The organism is Paenibacillus terrae (assembly GCF_000943545.1).
Classification (GTDB): domain Bacteria; phylum Bacillota; class Bacilli; order Paenibacillales; family Paenibacillaceae; genus Paenibacillus; species Paenibacillus terrae_A.
In genome coordinates, this window is record NZ_JTHP01000022.1 from 26,136 (window position 1) to 48,851 (window position 22,716).

18 protein-coding genes are annotated in these 22,716 nt (G+C 48.8%); 11 read left to right on the forward strand and 7 right to left on the reverse strand.

Annotated elements, in window-relative coordinates:
* Positions 1–11: 11 nt before the first annotated feature.
* The gene (locus QD47_RS12680; protein ID WP_082067173.1) at positions 12–2,186 is read right to left on the reverse strand and encodes a glycoside hydrolase family 3 N-terminal domain-containing protein; all 2,175 of its coding nucleotides are present in this window, start codon (positions 2,184–2,186) and stop codon (positions 12–14) included.
* Positions 2,187–2,679: 493 nt separating this feature from the next.
* Here QD47_RS12680 and QD47_RS12685 point away from each other — a divergent pair, with 493 nt between their 5' ends.
* From QD47_RS12685 to QD47_RS12710, 6 genes are all read left to right on the forward strand, one after another.
* Positions 2,680–3,933, forward strand: a complete 1,254-nt coding sequence (locus tag QD47_RS12685; protein ID WP_044646473.1) for an extracellular solute-binding protein — start codon at positions 2,680–2,682, stop codon at positions 3,931–3,933.
* Positions 3,934–3,969: 36 nt separating this feature from the next.
* Positions 3,970–4,854: a carbohydrate ABC transporter permease gene (locus tag QD47_RS12690; protein WP_044646474.1), complete on the forward strand. Its 885-nt coding sequence runs from the start codon at positions 3,970–3,972 to the stop codon at positions 4,852–4,854.
* Positions 4,855–4,872: 18 nt separating this feature from the next.
* Positions 4,873–5,727, forward strand: a complete 855-nt coding sequence (locus QD47_RS12695) for a carbohydrate ABC transporter permease (protein ID WP_044646507.1) — start codon at positions 4,873–4,875, stop codon at positions 5,725–5,727.
* 298 nt (positions 5,728–6,025) lie between these two features.
* Positions 6,026–6,826 carry a hypothetical protein gene (locus QD47_RS12700; protein ID WP_044646475.1) on the forward strand — a complete coding sequence of 267 codons (801 nt, stop codon included), beginning with the start codon at positions 6,026–6,028 and terminating at the stop codon, positions 6,824–6,826.
* Complete coding sequence (locus QD47_RS12705; protein ID WP_044646476.1) at positions 6,823–7,323, forward strand: S8 family serine peptidase; 501 nt, start codon at positions 6,823–6,825, stop codon at positions 7,321–7,323. The genes QD47_RS12700 and QD47_RS12705 overlap by 4 nt, the downstream gene beginning before the upstream one ends.
* Complete coding sequence (locus tag QD47_RS12710) at positions 7,304–7,912, forward strand: hypothetical protein (RefSeq protein WP_044646477.1); 609 nt, start codon at positions 7,304–7,306, stop codon at positions 7,910–7,912. The genes QD47_RS12705 and QD47_RS12710 overlap by 20 nt, the downstream gene beginning before the upstream one ends.
* Positions 7,913–8,038: 126 nt before the next feature.
* Here the strand turns inward: QD47_RS12710 and QD47_RS12715 are convergent, their stop codons facing one another.
* Positions 8,039–8,908, reverse strand: coding sequence for an Rpn family recombination-promoting nuclease/putative transposase (locus QD47_RS12715; RefSeq protein ID WP_082067174.1), 870 nt, complete (start codon positions 8,906–8,908; stop codon positions 8,039–8,041).
* A 136-nt stretch (positions 8,909–9,044) separates the two neighbouring features.
* Here QD47_RS12715 and QD47_RS12720 point away from each other — a divergent pair, with 136 nt between their 5' ends.
* Positions 9,045–10,808 (forward strand): sulfatase-like hydrolase/transferase, encoded by a 1,764-nt coding sequence (locus tag QD47_RS12720; protein WP_044646479.1) that lies wholly within the window; start codon positions 9,045–9,047, stop codon positions 10,806–10,808.
* Between the two features lie 161 nt (positions 10,809–10,969).
* Here QD47_RS12720 and QD47_RS12725 read toward each other — a convergent pair whose 3' ends face one another.
* The 4 genes from QD47_RS12725 to QD47_RS12740 form a co-directional block, all read right to left on the reverse strand.
* Entirely contained in the window at positions 10,970–12,088 is a 1,119-nt protein-coding gene (locus QD47_RS12725; protein WP_044646480.1) for a Gfo/Idh/MocA family protein, read from the reverse strand.
* A 209-nt stretch (positions 12,089–12,297) separates the two neighbouring features.
* Positions 12,298–13,026, reverse strand: coding sequence for a ThuA domain-containing protein (locus QD47_RS12730; RefSeq protein WP_044646481.1), 729 nt, complete (start codon positions 13,024–13,026; stop codon positions 12,298–12,300).
* Between the two features lie 37 nt (positions 13,027–13,063).
* Entirely contained in the window at positions 13,064–14,236 is a 1,173-nt protein-coding gene (locus tag QD47_RS12735) for a Gfo/Idh/MocA family protein (protein ID WP_044646482.1), read from the reverse strand.
* A 52-nt stretch (positions 14,237–14,288) separates the two neighbouring features.
* On the reverse strand, positions 14,289–15,344 hold the full coding sequence (locus QD47_RS12740) for a LacI family DNA-binding transcriptional regulator (RefSeq protein ID WP_412177977.1): 1,056 nt from the start codon (positions 15,342–15,344) through the stop codon (positions 14,289–14,291).
* 507 nt (positions 15,345–15,851) lie between these two features.
* Between QD47_RS12740 and arfA the strand changes: the two genes are divergently transcribed.
* From arfA to QD47_RS12760, 4 genes are all read left to right on the forward strand, one after another.
* Positions 15,852–17,366 carry an arabinosylfuranosidase ArfA gene (gene arfA / locus QD47_RS12745; protein WP_044646483.1) on the forward strand — a complete coding sequence of 505 codons (1,515 nt, stop codon included), beginning with the start codon at positions 15,852–15,854 and terminating at the stop codon, positions 17,364–17,366.
* A gap of 419 nt (positions 17,367–17,785) precedes the next feature.
* A complete protein-coding gene (locus QD47_RS12750; RefSeq protein WP_044646484.1) occupies positions 17,786–19,618 on the forward strand; it encodes an HSP90 family protein in 1,833 nt (610 codons plus the stop codon).
* A gap of 26 nt (positions 19,619–19,644) precedes the next feature.
* On the forward strand, positions 19,645–20,706 hold the full coding sequence (locus tag QD47_RS12755) for a hypothetical protein (protein WP_044646485.1): 1,062 nt from the start codon (positions 19,645–19,647) through the stop codon (positions 20,704–20,706).
* A gap of 90 nt (positions 20,707–20,796) precedes the next feature.
* Entirely contained in the window at positions 20,797–21,543 is a 747-nt protein-coding gene (locus QD47_RS12760; protein WP_044646486.1) for a glycerophosphodiester phosphodiesterase, read from the forward strand.
* Between the two features lie 172 nt (positions 21,544–21,715).
* Here QD47_RS12760 and QD47_RS12765 read toward each other — a convergent pair whose 3' ends face one another.
* Entirely contained in the window at positions 21,716–22,543 is an 828-nt protein-coding gene (locus QD47_RS12765) for a class I SAM-dependent methyltransferase (protein WP_044646487.1), read from the reverse strand.
* Positions 22,544–22,716 lie beyond the last annotated feature (173 nt).

The following is a 22,716-nucleotide window of genomic DNA, read 5'->3' on the forward strand; positions in this document are numbered from 1 at the left end:
AAGGGTACGCCTCACTTTCCTGTTTCTTTCACTAAACGAAAACGTCCTTCGGTAGTATCTCGGCTGTTAGGTCCTGTAAAGACGGCGAATTCACCGCTGTCACTATCAAAGCTCAGGTCTGCATGGTGATAGCGCAGTTGAGGCTCGGCCAATGAAAATTCCACTTCCCGGCTTTCGCCCGGGGCAAGAAGAACCTTGCGGAAATCTTTCAGCTCTTTCATCGGGCGAACCGTATCTCCGCTGATATCACGGACATAGAATTGAACCGTTTCCTCGACAGGACGTGTTCCTGTGTTCGTTACCCGTACCTTCACGGTCAGTGCTTGACCGGGATTGAGGGTGTCGCTGGAAAGCTGTACGCTATCATAGTCTACTTTCGTATAGCTCAAGCCATAGCCAAACGGGAATAAAGGTTCGTTCGGTACGTCCAGGTATTGGGAGACGTAGCGTTCCTTTGTATTTGGATCCAGCTGAGGACGTCCTGTATTAAAATGATTATAGTACACAGGCACCTGCCCCACCGATTGCGGGAAGGACATCGTCAGACGACCCGTTGGTTCGGCATCGCCGTACAGCAGATCGGCAATCGCCGCGCCGCCTTCACCGCCGGGGAACCAGGCTTCCAGTACGGCGTCTGCTTCTTCAATAACACCGTGCAGATCCAGTGGACGACCGTTGAACAGCACGGCTACCATAGGCTTGTTCAGCGTTTTCAGGCGTTTCACCAGCTCCAGTTGGGCTTGTGGCAGGCGAATATCCGAGCGGCTGCCCGCTTCGCCACTCATATCCGAGCGCTCGCCGAGCGCCAGTACGATGACCTCTGCCTGGCTGGCAGCTTGCAGCGCTTTTGCATATTGTTCTTCGGATATTTCGTCTATAGAGCATCCAGTCGCTACCGAGAGCAGCGAGGAGGATATTTTCGATTTGAATCCGTCAATGACTTGAACAGCTTCTTCTTGCGAACCGCTCCACGACCAAGAGCCAAGGATATCACCACTCTCTGCAAAAGGCCCGATCAGTGCGATATGCTGACTGCGATTCAGTGGAAGAACGGAATCGTTTTTGAGCAGTACGCATGATTTGACCGCCAATTCCTTGGCAACCGCACGGTGAGCTTCGCAGAACACGACTTCACGTTCCCGCTCAGGGTCTGCGCCACGCAGCGGATTGTCGAACAAGCCCAGCTTTTGCTTAAGCTTCAACACACGCATGACCGCCTCATCGACGAGCGCTTCATCCAGCTGCCCGCTGCGAACCAGCTCAGGCAGATGCCCGTTATAGCAGGAGGTCATCATTTCAATGTCTACGCCCGCCAGCAGTGCTTTCTGTGCTGCCTCGCGCTCATCCTCGGCAATGCCGTGGGGAATAAGCTCCTTGATGGCGGCCCAATCCGAGATGAGCACACCGTCAAAGCCCCACTCGTCGCGAAGCAAATCGCGCATCAGGCGCTTGTTGCCCGTTGCAGCTACACCTTCTACGGTGTTGAAGGAGGTCATCACCATTTCGCAGCCTTCATCTAGCGCAGCTTTGTAGGAGGGGAGATAATATTCCCGCAACTGCCATGCGGACAGATCGACGGTATTGTAATCCCGTCCGCCTTCGCCTGCCCCGTATGCGGCAAAATGCTTCACGCACGCCGCCACCCGGTCTGTATCGTTCGTCAGGTCTTTGCCTTGAAAGCCGCGTACGAAAGCGCGAGCAAATACACTGTTGAGGTAAGGGTCTTCCCCTGTAGATTCCATTATACGGCCCCAACGTGGGTCACGTACCAAGTCCACCATCGGGGCAAAGGTGACATGAACACCGGACACAGAAGCTTCTCTGGCAGCAATGGTAGCGCTCTCTTCTGCGAGCTGCACATTCCATGAACAGCCAATAGCCAACGGTATGGGAAAAATCGTTTTGAAGCCATGTACAATGTCTGCCATAATGAGAAGCGGAATGCCCAGACGGTTTTTGCTTAGATGTGCTTGTTGAACACGAATAGCTTCCTCGGCTCCTGCGATGCCTAGCACCGATCCGACGTTACGGACCGTTTTTTCTGTGATCCCTAGAGATTCCATAGGTCCGGTAATTTGGCCGTCCGTTTCCGCATCCTCAAAAAAGACTCCCACGAGTTGGAGCAGTTGATCGACTTTTTCTTCAAGCGTCATATTTTGCAGATAGGAATTCAGTTGTTGTTGCATCATATAATCCTCCGTAAGCTGCTATGGTTGCAGCTTTCTTTTTCAGATCCATGAGATTTTTTGGTTAAGAATGATTCAAAGAAGCGACGAATAGGCTAATACTTTACATAAAGCTTAGTATCCTGTCGTATTATTAATCGAAACGTTTCTATTGTTGAACTCAGTTGGATTATATACGCTTTCAAATAGAGAGTCAAATCGAAATGGAGGGTCATTTTACCGAGAAAATAACGATTTATAGATGAAATGAAAGAAAATTGGGCATAATTCTAGACGAATAAAAAATAATATCCCTATTGAATACGGTTTCAATTTGTTTTATAATGACTATCGAAACGTTTCTATTGATGAGTATGGTCCTTACGCTTTCCGCATATTTTCTATATCTGGCAGGCTTTAGTTGGCTTTAAACACTGTATACTTTAACGTGTGTAATCGAATCGGCTATCATATTTGAATGATCGGTGAGCCGGTCATCTCGGGAGGAATTTGTATGATGAAAAGAACGTTAGGGATCATTTTGGCAAGCACCTTATTACTGGGGGGCGCGTTGGCAGGCTGTTCGTCCAAGGATGAATCATCCGGCAAGGATGCAAATGGAAAAACGACGATTACCCTATGGGGCATGGGGGCGGAAGGTAAGTTGCTGCCTGAGATTGCAAAGGATTTTGAAAAGGAAAATCCTGATATTCATGTAGATGTGCAGGCACTGCCTTGGGATAACGCTCACGATAAGCTGCTGACAGCAGTTGCTTCCAAATCCGGTCCGGATGTGGTTCAGTTGGGTACATCATGGGTTCCGGAACTTGCATCTGCGGGTGCATTGACGGACATCACCCCTTATATCAGCAAATATCCTGAGCTGGAATCGAAGAATTTCTTCCCGGGTGCTGTGGATACGGCAAAATTTGAGGGAAAACCTGTAGGCGTTCCTTGGTATACTGAAACGAAAGTTTTGTTCTACCGTTCAGATCTATTGAAGCAAGTTGGATATAATGAAGCACCTAAAACGTGGGAAGAACTTTCTGACGCTGCTCAAAAGCTGGCGGCGCGTGGCAAAGGGAAATATGGTATTGCCATTAATGCGAAGGAGCAGTCTCTGGGCTTTATGTTCGCTCTTCAGAACGGCTCCAAGCTGATCGATGAGCAGGGCAATCCGCTGTTCAACCAGCCACCGTTTGTTGAAGCTGTGAAGTATTTGAACACCTTTTTCCAAAACGGCTCCAATGCCCTAGATCTTGGGATAGATTCCGTTCAGGGATTGCAAGGTGATGGTATCGTTCCTATGTTTATCAGCGGTCCTTTCATGATTAGAGAAATCAAGAGCAAAGCACCTGAGCTGGATGGAAAATGGAATATAGCCGAGCTTCCTGGCAAAGTAAACAATCTGTCTGTTTTGGGAGGGTCGAACCTTTCGATTATGCAGTTTAGCAAGCACCCGGAGGAATCGGCCAAATTCCTGGCTTACATGAGTAAACCGGAAACGCAGCTGAAGTGGATGGAGCTGTCCAGTACCTTGCCTGCCGCTACCAAGTCATGGGAAGATGCAAAACTGAAGAATGATCCGATGCTTCAAACGATTCGTAAGCAGCTCGATCATTCCGCAGCATTACCGCAACTGGCAGCATGGGAAGAGGTTTCTCAGCAATTCATCAAGAGCTTCGAACGCATTTACCGTGGTCAAGCCGATGCACAGAAGGAAATGGATGGCTTTAACCAGCAAGCTGCAAGTATTATGAAAAAATAATGATCCGTATCCGTCATTGTCAAAGGGAGTGAAGGCATGAAAGGAAGCTCGCAGAAGCTTGCGCCATACTTGTTTATCGGTCCCTCCATCATTCTGCTGACGCTGTTTTCGCTGTTGCCGATTTTACTGGCACTCGTGATCAGCTTCACAGATATGGATCTGTCAGGACTCGTTAATTATGATAATATTCGCTTTATAGGACTGGAAAATTACAAGAATGTGCTAATAGACCCTTCTTTTCTAAAGTCCATTGGGAACACTCTATTTTTCGTCATCATCGGGGTTCCTTTAGTGCTGTTGTTTTCACTCAGCATTGCAATCCTGATTAACATGGGTAAATCACGTGCTTTCAAAGTTTTCCGCGTGGTGTTCTATCTGCCGTCCGTAACGAACGTGGTGGCGGTAGCGGTGGTCTGGAGTTATTTGTATAATCCGACCCTCGGGCTTTTCAACTATGTACTGGGCATGATGAATCTGGATCCTGTTCCATGGCTGACCGATCCTACAATGGCGAAAATTTCGCTTATTTTATTGGCTGTTTGGCGGGGAATAGGCTTAAATATGATTATTTTCATTGCTGCCATTAAAGGGATTCCGGGTTCTTACTATGAGGCGGCTCAGCTTGACGGGGCCAACACATGGCAACAAATTCGTTATATTACCCTTCCGCAGCTCCGCTACGCTATTTTCTTCGTGTCCATTACAACGATGATCGGCTGGCTGCAATTTTTCGAGGAACCGTTCGTCATGACCAAAGGGAAACCGCTTGACGGCACACTATCAGCATCCCTGTTTATATACAATAACGGTTTCCAATTTAGTAAATTCGGTTATGCCGCGGCGGGATCGTTCATTCTGTTCTTTGCGATCATCGCGGTGACGCTGATTCAGTTCCGTTTGCAAAATAAAACGGAGTCCTGATAGAGAGAGGTGATGAACGTGAAAACAGCTGTTCAGCAAGCCCGCGCCAATTCGCGCAGTGGAGAAAAAACATTTCAATGGTTCGTGGCGATTCTCCTGACCGTGGGAGGTCTGTTGATGGTGCTGCCTTTTGCGTGGATGATTTTATCCTCCTTTAAGACGGAGAGCGAGGTAACCCAGATTCCTCCAACCATCTGGCCGCAGCATTTCACATTGGACAATTTTAAAACACTATTTGATAGCATGGCTTTTGGCACCTATCTGACGAATACACTGGTGATTGTATTAGCTTCCTTTTTTGGATTATTCCTGAACGCCATGGCAGGCTACGGCTTTGCCAAATTCAAATTTAAAGGTAAAGGTTTCCTGTTCTATTTGGTGCTGGCCACGATGATGGTTCCGGGGCAGGTGACGATGATTCCTGTGTATTTGATTTTGAACCAGATGGGATTAACCAACACCATGATGGGGATTGTACTTCCTGGCTTGGTAGGCGCCTTCGCCATCTTCCTGTTCCGACAGTTCATGTCCGATATTCCGGAAGAACTGCTGGAGGCAACGCGCCTTGATGGTGCAGGGGAGTTTCGTACTTTCCTGCAAATCGTACTGCCTATCTCAACACCGATTTTGGCAGTACAGGCCATTCTGACCTTTATCGGCGGTTGGAACAGCTTCCTGTGGCCGCTCATTATTGCGAACGATGAGAAGCTGTATACGTTGTCCGTGGGACTGTCGTTGCTCAAAGGTCAAAATGAGAGCCAGTTCGCGCTCCAGATGGCAGGTTCGACCTTCATGGTCGTACCGATCATGATCATATTCATTGTTTTCCAAAAGTATATTATCGAAAATTATACGATTTCAGGCATTAAGTAGTAGTTGTAGCGGTGGGTTATAGGCTACACATAGCAACGGCGGAGTTTCTTGGTTTAATACCGAGGAACTCCGCCGTTTTGTTGTGTCATATAAAATCTGGTTTCTTGTTTGGTTCATCCGAAGTGCTGGTATGTTTGCACAGGGGCCTGTATTTACATATGAGTCAAATAATATTGATGTGACAGGGTGCGGATCGTCAATATTTTGTGAAAATCCTGAATAAATAGTAAACAATGGATGATATAATAATGGAAATAACTTTTTTTAGGATATGAATGTATGAATTGGAGGTTTCGGGATGAATGTATCCATTGCGTCATCTCATCGAGCGTCGTCTTTTACGGCAAATCACAATCGTTCGGGATCCGCTCAGAATGATCGAACAGAAGGGAATAGTATAGCAAGACCGCAGAACAAGGTGCTTGAACGACTAATGGAGCAAAAACAAAATCTGATTGAGAGGCGTTCTGATTACTTGAGTAATGCGGTCAAGCGAGGAGCCAGTGCGGAGAATATAAAAGCTGACCTTGAGGAAATGGATAAGCAGATTCAGCAGATGGACGAGGCTATTCAGAAGCAGACACTTGAAGAGCGACGCAAGGTTTCAGGTACAGACGAGGAGAGCAAAAAAGAGATTGAAAAGGGGCTGACAGAGAAAGCAGAGAAATATAATCCCAAGACAGCTGAAGAGCAAAAACAGAGTTTTTTCACATACACGATGAATGGTGTTGTCTCTGCAAACAATGAGCTGAAGATGGCGAAAGTAACCAAAATGGCTCAAATCACATTGCAAAGCGAGGCGAAGGGGTGGGAGAACAGCGACCCTGCAAAATCTGCGGCCTTACGAGAGAAGGCAGAGGGGCTTAACAGCAAAATCCTGGATATGGCCGGAGCTGTCAATGAGCATATTACCGAGGCGGTGCAGAAGGAACAACCGATTACCCGTAAAGATGATCAAAGTGATGAGAAAGAACAGCGTGTAGAGGCTGGGGGAGTGTGGACTGAGCAAGAGCTCAATGATTGCCGGTTCATTTCCAAACATCTCAAAGTGCTGCCCAAGACAAGCCCTCGGGAGACGAACGAGAGAATACGTACATGATAAATCATGGGACATTATGTGCAGGTATTGTACAAACGTATTTTCCGGATGCGATGATAAGCAGTGTTAAAATATTGAACCACAGGAAAGGAAATGCTGTTCAACTTTGTGCTGCTCTGCGTTGGTGTGTAAAGCACAGGGTGCAGGTAGCCAATATCAGTCTGGGAAGTACAGATTTTCGAGATCGAGGCATGTTGCGGGAAGTGGTGAATGAGTTTGCGGCCGCAGGGCTTATTATGGTATGTGCCGCACACAACGGTGGTCTTCTCACTTATCCTGCCTCCTTCACCAATGTGATTGGAGTACAATGTGGCCGAAGCGAGAACCTTGCAGCAGGTCAATACAGGTATGACCATGAAGATGCCTTCGTTGGTGGAACTGAATTCACGGAAATACATAGAGCAAACGCAGAGTATAACCGATACTCTCATTTTATTGGGGCACATGGATGCGGTTACCCTTCGGCAGGCGAGGCAGTTGGCTATTCAGTACGGTAAGCATGTGGTTTATGCAGGAGAAAGGCAGTACAGTATTCCCACGCCAGGCTTTTTCTCCCGTCATTTGCGCTTATGGCATGGAAAGATCGACCTACAGGGAGAACTGGAAAAGTTTAAGGAAGGGAAATCTCTTGAGCTTCCGTTTGTAGCCATTTATTATGACGGGGAAATGGACATATTTTATTTTCTACATTTGCTGAAATTGTCTTTTGTCCGGGATGGATATCATTGTTGGGTTGCAGTGGATCAGTCCAGAGCTGTATTGCATGATATGGAATACATTTGCTTTTCTCGTACTGTAAATAGAATGGAGGAGCTTGTATGCTATTGTGATAGGATCGCCTCCATGGCTCATACGGATGTTGTTATTCTTTGTCTGGAGGCCCGTCAGGGTTTGGATGGGTTGAGGAAACAGAACTCACCGGATACAGAGCTGGAGCTTTGGTTGCAAACAACTGAAGGATCAGAAGATATCCGAATTTCTATAGGAAGTAATAATAAACTTTTGGAGAAAAGGACGCTCCAAGGTTTAAATGTGGAGGCTATAGACGCTCTGTATAAATATATAGAGTATTTGCTGGTCAATTAATATATTTTTATTAGAATTAAGGGGATGTTATCTCATTTTAAAATAACTACAGGTTAAATAAAAAGAGAGCACCAACCTAAAGGTACTCTCATTCAATTAACATTCCTATTATTTGGATAATATTTTCTATAATTGAATCGTTTTAATTTCTTGTTCAGTTAATCCAGTAGCCTTTGCGATGGTACTTATGTCCAGACCCATGGAAAGCATATTTTTGGCGATATTCTTTTTCTCATCTTCCTTACCTTTGGTTAATCCTTTCTCCAATCCTTTTGCCATACCGATAGATTCTGCTCTATCGATCATTGAGGCTTCATCGTGCAGGTATTTCTGCCGGGCTTCATACAGTCGTCTTGCTTCCGAATCCTGACTCAAGAATTGCAGCGTGTCCATGGCTTTTTCCAATCCTGGTTCATTCATTTTTAAAACCTCCCATTTGGATGGATCTGCGCCTTTGAGAAACAATAGCCAGTTGACAAGCCCTCCTTCTTCGAAGGATTCGGTTTGCTCATCCAGCTTCAACAGTTCCAGAAAATGTACTTCAATATCATCAATAAGTGATATCCCTGTGCGATCCTCACGTAAATGAAACACATTGTGGTATTCATCGTTAGGTAAAAAAGAATAGTTGAGGATGTTAATGGTCACACATTTTTTTAGTTCCTGGTATTTTTCGCCCTCATGAAGCTGTCCCGCGTATCGCTTACTCCAATAGAACAACGTCCGCTTCTCAATATCGTATTTGTTGAAAAGCTGCATTTCGATATCAATTAGTTTGCCCTCTGCGGTCTTGGCATAGACATCAAAAATAGACTGCTTGTCGAGCGGATCGTCCTTATCCGTATAGGGATTCATTAAAATAATTTCGGTTAATTGAGCTTCTCCAGCTTCCATGAATATACGATTGAGAAACGCCAGCAAAACGTCTTTATTATTCTCACTACCGAAAATCCTTTTAAACACAAAGTCTACTCGCGGATCAAGTAATTCCATGATGACCAGCTCCCGTTTAGTATTAATTATATCATCTTTTTTAAGATATCAGAATGTCTGAACTTCTTTTCCGAATGATACTGTTTCGGCGCTTTACAACATAATCTTAGGGTAAAAACCAACCTAGGATGTGTATTACATGAACGATAGCTCATTTTCACCCCGACCCTTTGAAAAACCTAACTTTCTGATACTCCTTGTGGATGAGGAACGGTATCCTGCGGTTTATGAAAACCGGGAAATCAAAGAATGGAGCAGACAAAATCTTATTACACAAGGACTCTTGCGGTCTCACGGGCTGGAGTTTCACAGGCATTATATTGGAAGTGCTGCATGTAGCCCCAGCAGGACAACCTTGTTTACCGGCCATTATCCGTCACTCCATGGTGTAACTCAGACAGATGGGGTGGCCAAGGGAGCATTCGACTCCGATATGTTCTGGCTGGATAGAAATACGGTGCCTACGATGGGGGATTATTTTCGCGCAGCCGGATACCAAACTTATTATAAAGGAAAATGGCATATATCCGATGAGGATATTATCATCCCGGGTACGCACAAAGCCCTCCCTAGCTATCGTCCTCTGACGGGTGTACCCGACAGAAAACGGGAAGCCATATATGAGCAAGCCGATCGCTTGGATAACTTTGGCTTTTCGGGGTGGATCGGTCCGGAGCCGCATGGGAGAAACCCACGAAATTCCGGTTCCTCTGCCGCTGTTGGTTTAAGTGGGAGAGATGAGGTGTATGCCGCAGAAACCGTTGAGCTAATCGAAGCCCTCGACCGCCAGAAAGAACATGACAACCATACAAAGCCTTGGTTAATCGTAGCTTCATTTGTGAACCCGCATGATATTGTTTTATATGGTGCTATTACTGCACGGTTGCCCATGTTTGGATTTGAGGTGGAGCCGATGCCAGTGGTCGCTCCTCCACCGACGATCAACGAATGGCTGGCTACAAAGCCGCGCTGTCAGGCAAGCTACAGGGATATTTACCCTAGAGCGTTACAGCCCATTATTGATCAGCCCTTTTACCGAAAGCTGTACTACCAGTTGCAAAAAAATGCAGACCGTCAGATGCTGAAGGTATTTGAGGCACTGACCCGTTCTTCTTTCTACGATAATACCATTGTTATTTTTACATCCGATCATGGAGATTTGCTAGGCGCTCACGGCAATCTTCATCAAAAATTTTACTGTTCCTACGAAGAGATTGTGCATGTACCTTTAGTTATCCATAACAAACATCTGTTTCCTCAATATAAAAGCGAGCATACCCTGACAAACCACGTGGATCTCCTGCCTACCATGCTTGGACTAGCGAATGTTGATATTACTGCGATCCAGAGCCGCCTGCAAAACAGCTTCAGCGAAGCCCGTCCCTTGGTCGGACGTAATCTTACTCCTGTTATCCGAGGACAGAACCAAAGTGAAATAGCTGACCAGCCGGTTTATTTTATGACCGACGACGATGTGACCCGAGGCCAGCAGCAGATCAATATACTGGGAGAGGCATTTCCGTCTGTTGTTCAGCCCAATCATATCGAGACTGTCATTACGACCCTGCAGAGAGAGGGTGTGAAGGAGTTGTGGAAGTTTACCCGCTATTTTGACAGTACTCAATTCTGGAGCCAACCGGGGGTGAAGGATGTTACTATGCGACCCGTGGGTGATCATACATGCGGACAATACTCTCAATGGGCTACACAGGTCAAAACAAAACCGGATCGTGACGAATTTGAATTGTATAACCTAACCAACGACCCTTTGGAAGCATGTAACCTTGCCCATCCCGCATTTGCAACGCAGCAGACCAGAAGCGTTCAACAACAGATGATGCACTTACTGGAGGAACAACGTAAACAAAAGCGTTTATATCCCGCTCAATCAGGCATATGGTGAAAACTACGCGTTTCCCCTTTTGTATCTGGCTACAATGTCACAATACGAACAGCGGAGCTTCTCTTTGAAAGAGGGGCTCCGCTTTTTTGGGTTCACATGGACATGTTTATATATGGGTTAGACAATATTGATGGGATCATATACGAAGATAGAGCGTGTATTCATTTTTTGAAAGCTGCATCCAACGTATACAAGGGCAGATTTTCCGGCAAAGCTGCCGGGCGCAGGCATGTGCTCTGCATCGGATAGAACGTCTGTTCATCGGAGGAATCATGGAACGCCCACATCGCCTCCAGCACATGGTAGGCCAGTTCACCGCTGGCGCGGTGAGGCCGTCCGCTGCGGATAGCGTAGGCCATATCGGCAACGCCGATGCCCCGTGTATTCTCCTGGTAGCCCGGCAGCAGCGGCGACTCTGTCCATTCCTGCTCGCCCAGCAGCCTGTAGCGAACCGGCCCTCCGAACGTGTTCGGGTCAGGCACCTGCAGCGTGCCAAGAGTACCATATACCTCGATCGGTGGCAGGGAGCTTCCACCAAAGATGTCAAAGCTGGTAATCAGCGTGCCGACAGCCCCCTGCTCGAAGCGCAGCAATCCGGCCACATGGGTCGGAATGTCGACCGGGATGGTCTGGCCTTTCTTTTTCTCGCTTGTAATCATTCGCTGGTCCAGCGCCTTGCCTGTCATACCGGAGATGGTGGCAATCGGACCAAGCAATTGTACCAGAGCCGTCAAATAATAAGGCCCCATATCAAACATCGGGCCGCCGCCCATAGCATAATAAAATTCAGGATCGGGATGCCAATGTTCATGTCCACGGCTCATCATGAAGGCCGTAGCGGCTACCGGCCTGCCAATGAGCCCGTCCTCAATCAGCTTCAATGACGTCTGTATGCCAGAGCCGAAGAAGGTCTCCGGTGCGCAGCCGACAAGCAGTCCCTTGCGGCGGGCCAGCTCCAAGACTGCCTGGCCCTGCTCACGGGTGACCGCAAGCGGCTTCTCTACATAGACATGTTTGCCTGTCTCAAGAGCTCTGAGGCACACGTCGGCGTGAACGGCCGGAATGGTCAGATTAATGATGAGTTCGATCTCCGGATCAGCCAGGATCTCATCTACCGAATATACGTTCGGAACGTTATACGCTGCAGCCTGCTCCTTTGCCCGGCCCTGGTCCAGATCCGCTACTGCCGACAGCTCCAGAATATCGAAGCGCTGGCAATTTTCCATGTAAATTCCGCTGATTTTGCCACAACCGATAATGCCCACCTTCATTTTGTTCATGCCTGGACTCCCTTCACCTTCAAAAAATGGATAATGGCATTCCCTTACTGCATCCGATACCATCCTGTCGCCTGAATAGTGCTTGTGAATTAGCACCAATTCATTCTTGTGCGGCCGTCTTGCCTGCTGTACTCCGTCCCTTTCCGACCATGGAGGATACAGGCCGTCAAAAACTCTGCCAGAGGCGCTGCTGCTTTATCCTGTCCACGCTACTGCTGCTGGTTGTCTGCCATGCCAGTATAAGCATCTGCCAGGGAGCTGCCCCGGGCAGCCGCCGTCTGTTTGCCTGCTGCCGCCCACAGGAACCCGCTGCGCATCATCTCGGTCACTTGAGGCATATCTATGATATCCGCGTGATGTCCCAGCGAATTGTAGAAGATGCGGCCGTTCCCCCAGCGCTTCGTCCATACAACGGGCATATCCACCGGCCCGTTGGCTGAATGTGGTCCCGGTACGACCGGGAAGCGTGTGGTTGCCAGCACTTCAACCGCCGGGTCTACGTGGAGGTAGTACTGCTCGCTTTTGACCTGAAAATCCTCAATATGGTCCAGCAGCGGGCTGGAGCCGCGCTTCATGTTCACCATATACTCCACCCCGTCATTGCCGGGATGTGCAACCCATTGCCCGCCTGTCATGAACTGCCAGTCCACATTGTTCCGGAAGGCATCACACATGCCGCCATGGCAGCCTGTCAGACCAACGCCGCTTTGAACCGCTGCTGAGACATTATTGACCAGTTCCTGCTCAATCTGTCCCATGGTCCACAGCGGAACGATCAGGTCCAGGCCAAGCAGTTTCTCCGCATCCTGATAGGCTTCAAGGGTATTAGACACCTCCACCTCGAATCGTTCTTCCTTCAGAATGCGTTCAAAAATGGCCGCCACCTGTTCCGGCTCATGTCCGTCCCATCCGCCCCATACAATCAGTGCCTTGCTCATCTGTAATCCACTCACCTTTCGGAATGTGATAGTTATATTACATTTCTTCAATGGATACCCAGCGGCGCTCCTCTATGGATCGTTCCACTGCTTCAAGCACGGCCTGACAAGCGACCCCGTCGTGGAAGTTCGGCACAGGCTGCCGTCCCTCGGAGATGGCGCTCATCAGCTCAAGCATCTCGTGGGTGAAGGTATGCTCGAATCCGATCGTATGTCCCGCAGGCCACCAGGCCTCGGAGTACTTGTGTGCCGGATCGGTGGCGAGCACGCGGCGGAAGCCCTGAACGTCCTCCTCATCTTGCGTGAAATACACTTCCAGTTCGTTCATCCGTTCAAAGTCAAACCGCACACTGCCCAGACTACCGTTGATCTCGAATGAATTGGTGCTCCGGTGTCCGGCCGCAAACCGTGTGGCCTCGAAGCTGCCCAGCGCACCTCCGGCGAAGCGTGCCAGGAACAGCGTGGCATCATCGACCGTCACTTCTCCCATCGGCGCATTCGCCCCGGCGCTGCTCTTGGCGCTCAATCCGGTCATCTCCGAAGCCAGCGGGCGCTGCTTAATGAACGTCTCGCTCATACCGATCACTTCATGGAACTCGCCGACCAGGAACCGGGCGAGATCAATCAGATGGGCGCCAAGATCACCATGAGAGCCAGAACCGGCCACTTCCTTTTGCAGCCGCCACACCAGCGGGAAGGACGGGTCCATGATCCAGTCCTGAAGGAAAAAGGCCCGGAAATGATAGATTTTGCCCAGGCGACCGCTCTCGACTAGCTGTTTCGCCAGCTGGACAGCCGGAGAGAAGCGGTAGTTGAAGCCGATCATATGTCTGACACCCGCTTCCTCCGCTGCCTGTAGCATGTCACGGGAATCCGCCAGTGAGAGCGCAAGCGGCTTTTCACAGAACAGATGCTTGCCATGGAGGGCAGCCTCAACGACAATTTCCTTATGGGCATTACTCGGCGCATTGATGTCAATGAGATCAATATCGTCACGTTTCACCAGATCACGCCAATTGGTAACGCTTTCGGTCCAGCCGAACTGGCGGGCAGCCGCCTGAACCCCCTGTTCATTGCGTCCACAGATGACGGACATCTCCGGCTGCAGCGGGGCACCCGGGAAGAACATGGGCAAGCTACGGTAAGCGTTGCTGTGAGCCTTGCCCATAAATTTGTAGCCAACCATTCCGATACGAAGCCGATTAGACATGTCGTTATCCTCCTTATGGGTCTGAGCTCCAGCGAATTGTTGACGAATGCGGCTATTGACGAATGGATGATGCCCTGATAATCAACTCCGTGGACAGAAGCTCTCTTATCGAGGCGCACCCGGTCAGTTCCAAGGCTGAAATGCGTTCCAGAGGATCCGGTATAAGCTTCGAGGTCGCAAGCACCCCCATCTCATAAAAAGGAACGCGGACACTGCTCAGCGGTGGAACGGCCATCTCGGCCACATCCGAATCGTCATAGCCAATGAACGCCGGGAACTGGTCAACTCCCAGTCCGAGTTCGCGCAGACCCTGCATCACCCCGATGGCCATTCGGTCGTTCGCCGCAAATACGGCGTCAATATCATTCAGCCTGCCTGCGATTGTAGCCGACGCTTCGAGCCCGCTTCGACGGCTATAATTGCCCTCCAGAAGCAGCTCGCGATCATATTCAATACCGGCATCCTGAAGCGCGGTGCGGTATCCCTTCAATCGCTCTGTACTGTTGGAATAGATATCCGGGCCGTTGAGAAAGGCAATCCGCTTGCATCCCTGCTCAATGAGGTGACTTACAGCCGTCCGGCTTCCCTCCACATGGTCTGCATCCACTTCACAGAACGATTGTCCTGCAAAATGGTGATTCATGACGCAGAAGGGACGCCCTTCTTCCTGAAGTCTCTTCAGCGCTTCCAACTCATCGTGGTCATCCCTGGCTCCAAGGATGATACAGGCATCGATCTTTTGCTGGCGGAAAAGACCGCTGTAATCCATCTTTTCCCCAGGCTTCCGGAACAATAGTAGCAGATCGAGCCCGCTGTCCCTGGCCTTGCTTCCGATGCCGCTCAGCATCTCGGAGAAAAAATAGGCTGAGAACAGGTGCGCCTTCGGTACATAAGGCATAACCACGCCAAGATGGCCGCTCTTGCTTCGGGCAAAGTTGCGGGCCAGCGCGCTGGGAACATATCCAAGCTGATTGGCGGCGTCCTGGACCCTTCTCCGGGTCTCTTCCTTGATGGGACCTGCCGCGTTCAATACCCGCGACACCGTCGCTTCAGACACGCCAGCGAGCTTTGCTACTTCCTTGCGCGATACGATATTGCCCACCTCCAGTCATTTTGTGTACGCGCGTACATTTTCTCATGCAACCCTGCCTCTGTCAATCCCACTTTCTTTAGTAAAATTTCGATCGCAGCTGTACAACTATAGCTACTTCGGGATTTTACAAAATTCAATTCCAGCCGCTTCAAAGTGCAATATTGTCGATTACAGGTCGCTTCCCGGATTTTTGCAAAATCCTTACTTAAGAAAGAAGTTATTTGCTAAACGTAACCAATTGCTTATCGTTTATTAATATAGTTAATAAATACATTAAGTATTTAATAATAATATTGACCATGATATTTATGGTGTGTTATATTAAATTCGTAAATGAGCATTTTGCAACAATCCCAAGAGCGATTTCAAATCACCAATATAGAGATCGAAACGGTTTAGTTCGTCTATCTATTGTACTTTCGAGCGTTGGGAATCGAATGATGCAAAATGCTGAAATAAAACGGCTTGTTAGTTTTAGAGGTACAACGGATTTTATTTTCGCATTCAGAGAGGATGGTTTAGGTGGCAGCAGCTGTAAAAGCAAAAATGATTGTAGACAAGTCATTTCGTATTGCTGAAGTCGATAAACGCATTTATGGTTCTTTTGTAGAGCATCTCGGGCGTGCTGTATATGGCGGTATTTATGAGCCTACTCATTCAACTAGTGATGAAAGCGGTTTCCGTAATGATGTAAAAGAGCTGGTGAAACAGCTTGATGTTCCTATTATACGTTATCCGGGCGGCAATTTTGTATCGGGTTACAATTGGGAAGATGGTGTCGGTCCTGTCGCGTCCAGACCTAGACAGCTAGAGCTGGCGTGGAGAACGGTCGAGCCGAATGAAGTGGGTACGAACGAATTTTTCAAATGGGCGAAAGATATCGGTTCAGAGGTCATGATGGCGGTTAACCTGGGTACACGCGGTATTGATGCGGCACGTAATTTGGTGGAATATTGCAACCATCCGGGCGGTTCCTACTGGAGTGATCTACGCCGCAGTCACGGTGTAGAGCAACCGCACAAGATTAAAACCTGGTGTCTCGGCAACGAAATGGATGGCCCATGGCAGATCGGACACAAGACAGCGGAAGAGTATGGTCGCCTTGCGGTAGAGTCCGCAAAAGCGATGAAGCTGATTGACCCTGACATTGAGCTTGTAACCTGCGGCAGTTCCAGTTCGACAATGCCGACGTTCCCTGAATGGGAAGCGACGACGCTGGATCATACCTATGAGGTAGCCGATTATATTTCTCTGCATCAATACTATGGCAACCACGACAATGATACGGCCAATTATTTGGCACGTTCCATGGATATGGACCATTTTATTCATACAGTTATTTCGACCTGTGACTATATCAAAGCGAAGAAGCGCAGCAAGAAAAAAATGATGCTCAGCTTCGACGAATGGAATGTGTGGTACCACTCCAACGATGCGGACAGCAAAATTGATCCGTGGTCTGTGGCGCCGCCGCAGCTTGAGGATATTTACAACTTCGAGGATGCGCTGCTGGTGGGCAGCATGCTCATTACGTTCCTGCGTCATGCTGACCGTGTGAAAATGGCTTGCCTTGCCCAATTAGTCAACGTTATTGCGCCAATCATGACTGAAAATAATGGAAAGGCATGGAAACAGACTATTTTCTATCCGTATCTGCATGCATCCCGTTATGGTCGCGGTGTATCGTTGATGCCCGTGGTGGACTCGGAAAAATACGATTCCAAGGATTTCACAGACATTCCTTATCTGGATAGCGCTGTGGTCTATGATGAAGAGGGAGACGCTCTGACCGTTTTTGCGGTAAACCGTCACTTGTCCGAGTCGCTGGAGTTGACGGTGGATGTGCGCAGCTTTGAAGGCTATCGCATTGTGGAGCATACGGTGCTGGAGCATGACGATCTCAAAGCAACTAACAGTCCGGCAGGAGAAAAGGTTTCGCCTCACAACGGCGGTAATGCCAAGCTCGACGATGGCATTGTCAAAGCTCATTTGGGCAAAGCCTCCTGGAACGTAATCCGTCTCGCCAAGTCTCAATAATCCGTGTTCTGCAAAAGGTACAGTCCCGGCTGTACCTGAAAAAGCCCGCATTCTCTCTTGTATGGGCATACAGGAGCAGCCATGCGGGCTTTTTGTATAAAATGAGCCATTTGTCCCTCAGCAGATATAGCGATACTAGAACAGGCTGATTTTTAAATAAAAATTATGTTAATTACTAAATTTAACTAAGCGAAGATAATACTTATTAACTATACTCTCATATTACATACATTTTTATGAAGTTAATTAGACCCAGTTCCGATCAGCCAAGGTGAAAAAAGACCCTGTTATAGCGTTGTCAACGTATTGATATCTGAAATGCAGGTGTGCAATCCGTCTGTAATCCACGTTATAATTTACATGATGGTTTATTCAAAAGCCAAGGACTGTCGTAGCATTTATAGAAAGGAATGATCTGTATGAGTCAAACGGACGAGTATCGTTTTCAGGTGAACTTGGGCGGGATGATTGATATTTTGGCCAATCATTTATATAGCAGTCCGCGCGTGTTTATACGTGAGGTACTGCAAAATGCAACAGACGCAATTACGGCTCGCAAGGAGCTGGGGGAGACTGCTGCTGAAGGCAAGGTAACCGTGGAGTTGTCCGGTTCCGGGGAGCAACAGGTTTTGATGATTCAGGATAACGGCATTGGACTGACGGAAGAGGATATTCACCGCTTTCTGTCGATCATTGGCCAGTCTTCGAAGAAGGGGACGGATTTACTGGCTTCGGAGACATCATTTATCGGGCGATTTGGGATTGGCTTGCTGTCTTGCTTTATGGTGAGCGACGAAATCGTGGTGCTGACGCGCTCGGTAAAGGAAGGCGTCTCCATGGAATGGAGAGGGAAACCGGACGGAACGTATACGATCCGTCGATTGGAGACTGAACTGCCTGTAGGCACGCAAATTTATTTGCGCTGCAAGCCGGGGAGCGAGTTTTATTATGAGCCAGCGCAGGTGGAGGAGTCTCTATTTTATTATGGGGCGTTGCTGCCATATCCGGTCATGCTGTCTGTAGCTGGGGAGACCAAGCGCGTCAATCTTCCATCTACACGTTGGATGCAGGACCCGGAACAATTGCGCAGTCGTCGCGATGAGGTGCTGGACTTGGGCTATCGCCTGATGGGTGAGCGCTTTGGCGATTTTATTCCACTGCGGACGGCATCGGGCAGAACAGGCGGGATTGCATTCATTTTGCCGCGTAGCATTAATCTCAACAGCAAGCGGCTGCATCGGGTGTATCTGAAGCATATGCTGGTGTCTGACAAAGCAGAGAATGTACTGCCGGAGTGGGCTTTTTTCATTAAAAGTCTGATCTGGACAGATGAATTGCAGCCGACGGCATCACGTGAGTATTTTTATGAAAATGAGCAGCTTGACGCTGTTCGTTCTGAACTGGGAACCTGTATTCGGCAAGAGCTGCTACGCATGGCGGAGTATGAGCCAGACCGCTTGCAGCATTGGATTCGTTTGCATGAGCTTTCCATGAAGGCGCTCGCGGTGGAGGATGATGAATTTCTGCGGATTATGCACCGCTGGTTTTCCTTTGAAAGTACATTTGGACGGCGAGAGCTGAGTGAACTGATCCGCGAGGCGGGCGGGCGTCCGCTCCATTACACATCGACGGTTGATGAGTATCGCCAGATTACCCATGTGGCGGCGGCGCAATCCATGCTGGTGATCAATGGCGGCTATATTTACGATACGGAAATTTTGGAAAAGCTGCATTGGATCGACCCTGCTCTGCAAGCCGAGCGGCTTAGTCCCGAGGATGTATCTCTTTCATTTACCGGACTGACGCAGGAAGAGCGCGAGCAGTATTACAGTGTGCTGCGCGTCATGGATGCTGCTTTGCAACCGATGCGCTGCCGTACGGAGTTGAAGCGTTTTGAGCCTGCGAGCTTGCCTGTGCTATATACCATTTCGCAGGATGCGCTAACCTTGCGTTCAATGGAAAACACCGTCGAAGAAACAACGGCGCTTTTTTCCAATGTACTCGATAGTCTGAAAGCCGGGGTCCAGCAGAATGCGGGCTACTCGACCTTATATTTTAATCTGAACAATCCGGTGGTGGCGCGTATTTTTGAGGCTACCGATACACAGATGATTACGGCTGCAACGGAAATGATGTATGTGAATGCACTTATGATGGGCCATTATCCGATGAATCGGAGTGAGTTGGGGCTGATGAACCGGAGTGTGCTGCATTTTATCAATTGGGGATTAGGGAACGGACAAAACACGTAATTGCGTAATTACAGGAGGCTAGTCGAATGGAAGATACGATATATGATTTGATGGAACAGGCGCAGGATCTACCCGGAGGGGCGGCCAAGTTGGCGATTTTGGAGGAAGCGGCCCGCTTGGCGGATGCTTCTGGTTTGAAAGAAATCGCCTACGAAGTCCGGGGGGAAATTGTGGACTGCGCTATTTTTAATGGATATCCGTTGAAGGCGCTGATCGCTTTTTCGTGGCAACTGGGTCAATTTGATCAAAACCCGGAGGAGTACGAGCCAGATGAGCTGCTGTGGAATTATAAATGGATACTCGGCAAAGTGTGCAGCTTTCCTAATATACCGAAAACCCAGGTGGAGGATCTTGTGGAGGATATGCGCAAACGCTATGCCGAATACGGGTATAATGAGCGTCCATATCATTATTACAAGTTCCGTATCGCGATGGATATGGGAAAGCTGGAGGAAGCACGTCAGCATCTTGATACCTTCCGTTCGATTGAACGGGATAGCATGAGTGATTGTGAAGCCTGCGAGCAGAGCCAGATCGTGCGGTTTTACTATTTGACCGGAGAGGACGAGCAGGCGCTTGCCGTGGCCAAACCGATTTTGTCAGGACGAATGACATGCGCTGAAGTCCCACATGTGACGCTCTCTCAGTTATTATTACCGCTTTATCGTCAGGGAGAAGTGGACAAGGCGAAGGAAAATCATCGTAAGGGATATCGTCTGATTCGGGATGACCGCGATTTTCTGAAAACGATAGCCGAGCATATCGAGTATTTGACGGTCGCGGACCCGGTTAAGGGTATTGAAGTGGCAGAGCGCCATTTGCATATGGCGTTGGACTATGAGAGCGAACTGGAGCAAATGTATTTCTACGCTGCAATGGTGGGTCTGCTGCAAAAGCTGGATACTTCGGGAGAAAATCGGCTGATCCGTCTGCCTGCTTCTTTGGAGTGGGGCAAAGAGGAGCGTACGCTAACAGAAATCATTGGGTATTTCAGACCACTGGCAGAGTCGGCGGCAGCAGCATTTGATCGACGGAACGGGAATACATTTTATACCGATTGGATCGGGAAAATTGTTCAAACCGCGTAGAGAAGAAGAGACCCTTGTGACGAATATTTTATACAGCCCAAACAATGAGCAGGTATAATGTTCCTGTGAAATGACAGGAGGGGTTATGTTGTGACTGTAACCGAGAAAGTTATTAATTTTGCACATCGTGGTGCTTCGGGTGTATGCCCTGAAAATACGATGGCGGCGTTTCGCCATGCTTTGGAGCTGGGGGCCACCGGCATAGAGACGGATGTGCAGCGTACCCGGGATGGGCATTTGGTGCTCATTCACGATGAATCACTGGAACGCACGACAGGTTCCCTGCTGGATGTACGCGATATTACGCTGGAAGAACTGAATGGGTTAGATGCAGGCGGCTGGTTTGATGAGAAATTCCGGAGTGAGCGGGTGCCGTTGCTGGATGAGCTGCTGGAGCTGGCGAAGTCTTCGGATGCAATCATTAATCTGGAATTAAAAAATAGCATTTACCTCTATCCTGGTATGGAGGAAGAGGTGATTGCCGCTGTACGACGTTTCGGTTTAGAGGAGCGGGTGATTATCTCCAGCTTCAATCATGAATCGCTGGCGCTCTGTGCGCAATTGGCCCCTGAGATCAGGACGGGAGCGCTGTATATCGAGATTATGGTTCGTCCGGCGGAGTATGCAAGTCGATTCGGGGTCACAGCACTGCATGCTTACAAGCATTCCGTCACACCGGAGGGAGTATCTGAGGCACTGGCAGCAGGTGTAGTCTATCACCCGTGGACAGTGAATGAGCCGGAAGAAATGAAGCGGCTGCTGGAGGCGGGGGTGAGCGGTATTATCACCGACTACCCTGATCGCTTGGCATCTCTATTGGCTGTCCGCTCTTCCTAAGCCGAAGCCGAAGATACCACGGAACTGCGACTAAGATTCGCAGGGACATGAGTGTGGCTATTTTTTTGAAGCCAAAAGACTCTCCTGTACGCACTCGTTTTTACGAGGCGAAGGAGAGTCTTTTTTGGGCTTGAGCTGAAGAATATATCATCACGATAATCTTGTTTCCTTTCTATTTGACGCCAAGCCGCATACGATAGCTGAACAGGATATCCAATGTTCTGTCCTGAAAATGATCTTCTACGAGCTTCACAAAGCGGGCCAAATCTTCATCAAGCGCTCGATTGCCGAGTTTGAATAACGTCTGTATACCGCCTTGACTAAGAACAAGCCCTATATAACGAGCTGCGTCACACTGCTCATGGTTATGGAAGACAATCTCCCGAGTATATCGGAATTGTCCGCTGCGCTGTAGATTAGGCAAATGCTGTTCCTTGCTCCATTTATGGGCTTGCTGCTCTACAGGTGCTTCCCGATTCAGAATCTCATCTGCTTTGGCGATCAGCTGTACATAAGCTTGGTCTATCTCCCATTGCAGCACCGGAGGCCAATCGCAGTCAAAGGCGGCCAATACCCCGCCTTGAGCCAAGACTCTGCCCGCTTCCCTGAGCGTGCTGTCGGGGTCCATCCAGTGAAAGGATTGAGAGCAGGTGATGACGTCTACAGTTCCATCCTCAAAGGGCAGGTTGTTGGAGAACCCGCTTTTGAAGGAGATGGTGTCTGCCGTTGTTGCTCCTGCTGTCTCCAGCTTGCGCTGTGCTTTTCCTCTCATGTCCGGGTTGGGTTCGATGCCGACAATTTCCCGGGCCGCGTCTTTCCAAATGAAAGTCGAAAGCCCTGTTCCACAGCCAATATCGGCCACAAGCTCCACTTTTCGTTCCAGATAACGGGTAATAATCTCGACAACGAGCGACGGTGCTTCTGGCCGGTGTTGGTCGTAGTCATCGGCAAAGCCGTTGAAACGGTCTACATTACTTTGCAAATTCCCCTCAGGTATCATATGGACTTTTTCCTCCCTGATTTCGGCGGACAGCCGAGCATATTCCCATGGTACTGTACTTTTACATTGTACAGGTTTATGTGTTTATCCTTCCACTCTCGTGGTTCCACAACATGGATCAGATATCAGAATATGCACAGGAGGAGGGGATAGGTGCAATCGTGTGTGCCTAT